Origin of the sequence: Mesorhizobium sp. M7A.F.Ca.CA.001.08.2.1, assembly GCF_003998455.1 — a bacterium.
In the GTDB taxonomy this organism is placed as follows: Bacteria; Pseudomonadota; Alphaproteobacteria; order Rhizobiales; family Rhizobiaceae; genus Mesorhizobium; species Mesorhizobium ciceri.
This window is the reverse complement of sequence record NZ_RZPW01001341.1, coordinates 1-734: the sequence shown is the minus strand read 5'-3', so window position 1 is coordinate 734 and position 734 is coordinate 1. Positions and strand designations below refer to the sequence as shown.

The 734-nt window shown below is 57.9% G+C and carries 2 protein-coding genes; both read right to left on the bottom strand.

Annotated elements, in window-relative coordinates:
- On the bottom strand, positions 1–194 hold a 194-nt coding region (locus EN914_RS38890; protein WP_206527348.1), incomplete at its 3' end, for a hypothetical protein.
- A gap of 12 nt (positions 195–206) precedes the next feature.
- Positions 207–500 carry a helix-turn-helix transcriptional regulator gene (locus EN914_RS37260; protein ID WP_013525096.1) on the bottom strand — a complete coding sequence of 98 codons (294 nt, stop codon included), beginning with the start codon at positions 498–500 and terminating at the stop codon, positions 207–209.
- Positions 501–734 lie beyond the last annotated feature (234 nt).

Here is a 734-nt window from a genome sequence, read left to right as displayed (position 1 = left end):
GCCAGCGACCTTGCGGACCAGCCGCCGGTGATGCCGGTACCAAGCCTGACGAGGTCAATGAAGAAGTCAGGAGCGTATCCGAAGTAATGTTCAAACGATGCATACAGCAACGACGCCTCACCGGCTTGACCGGTTTCTTGGCTCGCCCCTTTAGGTGGGCCGTGGGTCAAGTGGATTGCTAATACGAGGCTCAAGGACCTTTATCGTTATGCTTGTCTCTGCCGGCTGCGCCACATTCTATTGGTGGTGGAGAGACTGCTATGCCCTTCAGGGCGGGCTAGCGATGGAGCGCCTTCGAAGGTGAAAGCAATTCCCGCGTCCTCAAACGCCTGACGCATGGCCGCGATCTTGTGGGGACGCGGATTTCGAATACCGTTCTCAAAATCTCTGATCGTCATTTCGCTAACGCTCGCTTTTGCGGCAAGCCGTACTCGCGGCCAGTTCAGCAGGGCGCGTGCTGCTCTCGATTGAGCTGGTGAAAGTTGGGTTCGGTTGTCCATAGGATTTGAACATTCGATACGTCTAAAATGTTCCTTCGATCTATGCGACGATCGAAGGATCGAGCAATTCCCGTCGCGGGGGACGTCACGAGCGATGTCTCAGCAATGCATGCGACAGGCAATAGGCGGGCACCGGGACGGGGGGCAAGCAGTGGGCGCCTGAAGCGAGCGCTGCGGGTTGGCGGGCGTCCGCCGCTATCGCAACCAACCCTGTTGCGGCTCGTTGACCTATGC

Coding starts and splice junctions, on each gene's coding strand:
- EN914_RS37260 (WP_013525096.1), bottom strand. CDS start 500: ATGGACAACCGAACCCAACTTTCACCAGCTCAATCGAGAGCAGCACGC.